General features: G+C 60.4%; 5 protein-coding genes. 4 read left to right on the plus strand and 1 reads right to left on the minus strand.

Annotated features, from left to right (window positions below; genetic code table 11):
• The first annotated feature begins 70 nt into the window (after positions 1-70).
• Together DQG13_RS30055 and DQG13_RS30615 are read left to right on the plus strand one after the other, a co-directional pair.
• Positions 71-1,360 (plus strand): phosphotransferase, encoded by a 1,290-nt coding sequence (locus tag DQG13_RS30055; protein ID WP_113023886.1) that lies wholly within the window; start codon positions 71-73, stop codon positions 1,358-1,360.
• Positions 1,361-1,451: 91 nt separating this feature from the next.
• The gene (locus DQG13_RS30615; RefSeq protein ID WP_181593102.1) at positions 1,452-2,405 is read left to right on the plus strand and encodes a helix-turn-helix domain-containing protein; all 954 of its coding nucleotides are present in this window, start codon (positions 1,452-1,454) and stop codon (positions 2,403-2,405) included.
• Positions 2,406-2,909: 504 nt separating this feature from the next.
• Here DQG13_RS30615 and DQG13_RS30065 read toward each other — a convergent pair.
• The gene (locus DQG13_RS30065; RefSeq protein ID WP_113023887.1) at positions 2,910-3,734 is read right to left on the minus strand and encodes a helix-turn-helix transcriptional regulator; all 825 of its coding nucleotides are present in this window, start codon (positions 3,732-3,734) and stop codon (positions 2,910-2,912) included.
• Between the two features lie 148 nt (positions 3,735-3,882).
• Between DQG13_RS30065 and DQG13_RS30070 the strand changes: the two genes are divergently transcribed.
• On the plus strand, positions 3,883-5,850 hold the full coding sequence (locus DQG13_RS30070) for a glycoside hydrolase family 127 protein (protein ID WP_258525950.1): 1,968 nt from the start codon (positions 3,883-3,885) through the stop codon (positions 5,848-5,850).
• Between the two features lie 171 nt (positions 5,851-6,021).
• Positions 6,022-6,388 (plus strand): class I SAM-dependent methyltransferase (locus DQG13_RS30075; RefSeq protein ID WP_146767239.1); only part of this gene is annotated, 367 nt, incomplete at its 3' end.

Consider the following 6,388-nt stretch of genomic DNA (forward strand, 5'->3'; position numbering starts at 1 on the left):
CCGCCAGTACCCTAGGGTACTGGAAATCGGTTCAAGACAACCTTCAAGAAATACTATACGAGGAGAGCGGATGATGGCGGAAAAAGCGGGGCGGCTGGAGGAAGGCGCAAGGATACAGGCGGAAAATGCTATGAATAATGGAACGCAGGGGATAGGGAAGAGGGTTGAACCGGGAGAGAAACGCGCAGAGCCGTGGGAAAATGATGGGGGAAGGGTGGATACGGTGACAGAAGTCCGGCTATCAGCGCAAGAAGCCGGGCTTACGGCAACGGAGACCCTCGCTCATGAAGCGGCGAAGCGGTTTTGCGGCCAGGAGGATTATTGCCTGGAGGACTGCGGCGGGGGAACCAACAATACCACCGGACTTCTGACCAGCGGGGGAAAAAAGTACATGCTGCGTTTGTACAATACCCATGAGGAGCGGGAAAAAGCGGAGTTTGAGCACCGCCTGCTGGAGGCGCTGGGGCGGCTCGCGCCGGGGCTGCCGTTTGGGGTGCCGCAGCCTGCGGAAGGAGCCGCAGGGACCAGTCTGATCAGGCTGGCCGGCGGCAAGCTGGCTGCCATGTTCCGGTATTTGGACGGCGTGACGCCGGATTTTGGCCGCCCGGCGCAAGCGGAGGCGTTCGGGAGGGCGGCGGGAGAGCTGTCCCGGGCCCTGGAGCGGCTGGAGCAGCAGGAGCAACTGGAGGCGGCGGGACTGGACCTGCCTGCGTATCCGCCTTATTATGCGCTGGCTTCCGCTCACCCGTCCTGCGGGCTGGATGAGGTGAGCCGGTTTTGCGGGGAGCCGCCGGAGGAGTTTGCCGGCTGTCGGGAGGCCCTTCTGGTGCTGGGCCGCCAGTTGGAGGAGCTTGCTCCTGTATTGGATGGGCTGGCTGTTTTGCCGCATCAGCTGATTCACGGCGACTTGAATGCCTCCAACGCTTTGGTTGCCGGGGACGGGGAGATTGCTGCGCTGCTGGATTTCGAGTTTGTTACCCGGGACCTGAGAGCCATGGAGCCTGCGGTCTGTTTGTGGGGGCTGCTGCCGGAGGCCGGAGCGGATGCGGCGGGGACAGCGCAGACATGGGCCTGCCTGAAGGCCTTCTGGCGGGGCTTTGCCGCCGTGCGCCTGCTGTCCGCTGAGGAACGCCGGGTGATCCCGGAGCTGATGCAGCTGCGCAGCCTGGATGTATTTTTGCATTTCCTCGGGCGTTACCGGGACGGTGTGGATGACGCCTCCATGCTGCTGCGGCAGATCCCCGATACAGCTTCCCGGCTGGAGCAGGTGGAGCGGCACAGGCGGGAGCTGGAAGCCCTGCTGGAGCTGCAGGAAGAAGCGCTGGACAAGAGCGTTTTGCGCCACTCAACTGACGGTTGAATAAACTCATGAGGACATCAACGGACAGGTTATTACGTTGTCTGGTCTGCGCAAGCTATAATGGCTGTATCTTTTGGGAGGAGGAGTCCATGTGAGTGATACCGGCCATCTTCAGAATTTGGCGTTGAATATTTGCAGTCTCCGCAAGCAGCAGGGTCTGACCCAGGAGGCGTTGGCGGAGCAGGTGGGGTTAACCTTTCAGGCGGTGAGCAAATGGGAAAATTTCCAGTCCAGTCCGGATATTCAGCTGCTGCCCCGTTTGGCGGAGATTTTCGGGGTGTCCGTTGACCGGTTGTTTGGAATGGAGAAGCCGGAGCCGGGGGTGGAGCCTAAGCTGGAAGCAAAGGAGCAGGAACTGGCGGTAAAGGAACAGGAGCCGACCGCTGCGCTGCCCGTTCCGGCGGGGACAAGCCCGCATGGGCTGCCTTGGGAGGATGACGGGACGCTCCGGGTGGTGCTGTACAAAGGGCGGACGCTGCTCCAATCCGAGGACGCGGGGGAACTGAAGATGGTGTTCCACTATGAAGGCGCGGCGCTCAATGTGGAGAGCCGCATCTCCGTAGAATGCGGGGACGTAGGCGGAAGCGTCCAGGCCGGACAGGACATCCGCTGCGGCGAAGTAGGGGGCGAGGCCAACGCCGGACGGGATGTGCTGTGCTTCGGTGTGCAGGGGAATGCCAGCGCGGGGCGGGATGTGCAATGTTCAGATGTGGGTAGCGGTGTTTCCGCCGGGCAGGATGTGAACTGCGGCAATGTAAGCGGCGACGCCAGCTCTGCGCGGGATATCTCCTGCGGCGATGTGGGCGGCAATGTCAGCGCCATGGGCAAGGTGGTCTGCGGCAAGGTGGACGGCATCATCAGTACCCTGGGCCCGGTGTCGTACGCGGGGCCGGGCGAGGCGGAGGCGGATTGCCGCCGGGACGGGAACGCCGGTGAAGCCGGTGAAAGGGAAAAAGCCGGTGGAGCAACAGATAAAGGCATGGGTGCAGGCGAGGGTGAAAGAGCAGGAGTAGGTGCAGGGGAAGCAGCCGGAGAGGAAGAATAACGACTCAACCGTCGGGGGAATGGCTCTCTGGCGGTTGTTTTTTGTTGTGAATGCGTACCCTGCGGCTGCAACATTCCAATGGTGAAGCTCCAGCCGGACAGACGATCCGCTATTTTGAGCAAAACAGGTGTTTTTCTATTTGAGCGGACAATGGTTCCGTTATGTGGGGGAAAAGCGGGGAATGGGGAGCTGAAAATGGAATATAACGGATCGTCGGTCCGTGAAATTGGCAAAAGGGCGAAAATCCGCAAAATAACGGATCGTCGGTCCGGATAGGCGGCAGGCTCGCAATTGGACGTGATGGCCCGTCTTCCTGGGGGAGGAAACGGGGAGGGGCGGTTGAGGTCCCTGTGGTCTGCAGCCGGAAGTGCAGCCGGAAGTGCAGTAGGCCCCCTGAGGGAGGGCGCCAATAGTCTGCGTACTGGCCCCCTCTCTGCGGAGAAGGAGCCGGGAGTCTGCAGCCCGGCCCCTGCCGGGAGAACGCCGGAGGCCGCAGCCTAAACTCTACTGCGAATACTGCTTGCGGTACTGCAGCGGCGTGATCCCGTTGCGGGCGGTGAAGCAGCGGGAGAAATAAGAGGCGTAGACGAAGCCCACCTCCTCGGCGATGCGCGCCATGGACCAATCGGTCTTCAACAGCAGCAGCCGGGCCTGCTCCAGCCGGTATTGCATCACATATTCCATCGGCGTGATGCCCCGGGTCTCCTTCATGCAGCGGGCCAAATAATTATGATGATAGTGCAGCTCCTCCTCCAGCCGCCCATTGGTGAGCGGCTCCTGGTAGCGGGCGCGGATAAACGCCTCTGTGGCCTCCGCCACAGCCATAACCTGAGAGCCCTCCCGCTGGAACCGGGATTCATCCAGCTGCTTCAGCAGCTCCAGAAACAGCGTCTGCTCCTGCCAAAAGGCCCCGGAACGCGGCGCGGCAAAAAGCTGCAGCAGCCCCTCAAACAGCTGATAAATCCCTGCGGGGGACGGCAGGGTCCAATATTGGGGGAGGTGGATTTCATACGGCTGCCGCAGCAGATCGCCGGACGGGCCGGCTACGCCGAAGTGCAGCCAGTAGAACCGGGTTTCCACCGGACATGGCCCCCGTGAATAATGGTAGCGCTGCGGATGCAGCAGCAGCATCTGCCCCGGCTCCACCGTCCACTCCCGGTCCTCCTCCCCCATCAGCAGTGTCCCGTCATGTACGACAATCAAGTCATACATGCCCAGATTGCGGCGGTTGGGATGATGATCCCCAGGAGCATAAAAGGTGACGCCGCACTCCAAATAAAAGGGCAGCGGAGTGGAGGGAATGGTCAGGGTTTCGGTGGAGGAAGCCATTGCGGACACTCTCCTTGCATGTGTGAAATTGTATAAAAAACTATGGGAATCTCGCTATAGCTGCCTGTTATTTTACCCCTTAAAATGAAGGAAGTCGAGGAAAAAAGTTCTCACTAAAACGTTCATGCCAAGGGGAGGCTGTGCAAGAATGAAAACAGCGGTGCAAGCGGGAAAGCCGGTTTTGCTGGAGCATGTGAGGATTACGGATGGTTTTTGGACGGACTATTTGAAGCTGGTCCGGGAAGTGGTCATCCCTTACCAGTACGAAACGCTGCATGACAGAGTGCCGGGAGTGGAGCCCAGCCATGCCATCCGAAACTTCAAGATTGCGGCGGGAGAGGAAGAGGGAGAGTTTTACGGCTTTGTTTTTCAGGACAGCGACGTGGCCAAATGGCTGGAAGCGGTGGGATATTCCCTTGCCGTGCATCCCGATCCGGAGCTGGAGCAAAGAGCCGATGAGGTGATCGATCTGGTGGCTAAGGCACAGCAGCCGGACGGATATTTGAACACCTTTTTCACCATCAAGGAGCCGGGCAAACGCTGGACCAACCTGACGGACTGCCACGAGCTGTATTGCGCCGGCCATATGATGGAAGCGGCGGTGGCCTATTACCGGGCCACAGGCAAGCGCAAGCTGCTGGATGTGGTGTGCCGGTTCGCCGATCATATAGCCGACGTGTTCGGAACAGGGGAAGGCCAGCTTCCCGGTTATGACGGGCATCAGGAGATCGAGCTGGCGCTGGTGAAGCTGTACCAGGCCACCGGAGAGGAGAAATACCTGAAGCTGGCGCAATATTTCATTGACCAGCGGGGAGTGGAGCCTTCTTTTTTGGTGGAGGAGTGGAAAAAGAGGAACGGTCTTGGCCATTGGTCCCCTGTCCCCTCCAAAAATCCCCCGAACTTAAGCTACCACCAGGCTCATCTGCCTGTCCGGGAGCAGGAGACGGCGGTGGGCCATGCGGTGCGGGCGGTTTATATGTATACGGCGATGGCGGATTTGGCCGCATATACCGGTGATGAGACGCTGCTTGCCGCCTGCAAGCGGCTTTGGAACAACATTGTTCACAAGCAGATGTACATTACCGGCGGCATCGGCTCTACTCATCATGGCGAAGCCTTTACCTTCGATTACGACCTGCCCAATGACACGGTTTATGCCGAAACCTGCGCTTCCATCGGGCTGATCTTTTTCGCCTCCCGGATGCTGCGGCTTGAGGCCCGGTCGGAATACGCGGATGTGCTGGAGCGAGCGTTATACAATACGGTTATTGGCGGGATGGCCCGGGACGGCCGGCATTTCTTCTATGTGAACCCGCTGGAGGTATGGCCGAAGGCCAGCCGCGGCAATCCCGGGAAGCATCACATCAAGCCTGTCCGGCCGGGCTGGTTCTCCTGCGCCTGCTGCCCGCCCAATGTGGCCCGGCTGCTTTCCTCGCTGGGCGAATATTTGTATACGGTAAGCGGAGAGACGCTGTTTGTCCACCTTTATATCGGCGGCGAGGCCGAGGTGGAGCTTGACGGCGGCTTGTCTGCACGCTTGCGGCTGGAGAGCGCCCTTCCTTGGGAAGGCAAGGCCAGTCTGGAGCTGTCGCTGCCGTCTGCCGCGGCCTTTACGCTGGCCCTGCGGCTGCCCGCTTGGTGCAGCGCTCCCCATGTGGCCGTAAACGGGGAGACTGTGGATGTGCAGGCTTGCGTTAGGGACGGTTATGCGTACATTGAACGGGTATGGAGCCCCGGCGACCGGGTAGAGCTGACCCTGCCCATGGAGGCGCAGTTGGTCCGCTCCCATCCGCAGCTCCGCGCCAACGCCGGACGGGTGGCTATTCAGCGGGGACCGCTGGTTTACGCTGTGGAGGAGGCGGACAACGGCCATGGTCCCGTGTCCTCGCTTGTGATCCGCAAGGATGCTCCGCTTGCGGCGCGTTTTGATCCCAAGCTGCTGGGCGGCGCGGTAGTCATTGAAGGCCAGGCTATGGCGGAGGAAGAAGCGGCTTGGAGCGGCGGGCTGTACAGCGCTGCCGAGAAAAAGGCCACGCCCGTAAGCTTTAAGGCAATCCCCTACTATCTGTGGGGGAACCGGGGCGAGGGCGAGATGGCGGTTTGGCTCCGGGAGTAGCGGAGGAACGGTTATGATGAGCGGGGGGCTTCTCTTTTGGGGAAGCACTCCGCTCTCTTTTCATATCCGCCGCTTCCCCCCCATTAACCCGTTGTTGCGCTGCCGTGGTATACTGGGTAAAGAATCTGCAGCAACCAGCAAGATCATTATCCGGTTTGGGAGGAACGAAGAGTGGCGGCATGGTATGAGGAAAGCTTCGGGGAGGATTACCTCCTGGTATATAAGCATCGGGATTTGCACGGAGCCCAGGTGGAGGTCAAACGGATGGCCAATTGGCTCCGGCTGCCAGCCGGGTCCCGCATTCTGGATCTGTGCTGCGGCATGGGCCGCCATTCTGTGGCGCTGGCGGACGAGGGCTACCGGGTCACCGGCCTGGACCTGTCCAAGGTGCTTCTGGCGGAGGCCCGCAAGCTGGACAATAGCGGACGGATCACCTGGGTGGAGGGCGACATGCGGCGCCTGCCCCTGGATGGCCCTTTTGACGCCGTGGTGAATCTGTTCACGTCCTTCGGTTATTTTGAGGAGGAGCAGGAGAATA

The organism is Paenibacillus sp. YN15, assembly GCF_003285005.1.
Classification (GTDB): domain Bacteria; phylum Bacillota; class Bacilli; order Paenibacillales; family NBRC-103111; genus Paenibacillus_AR.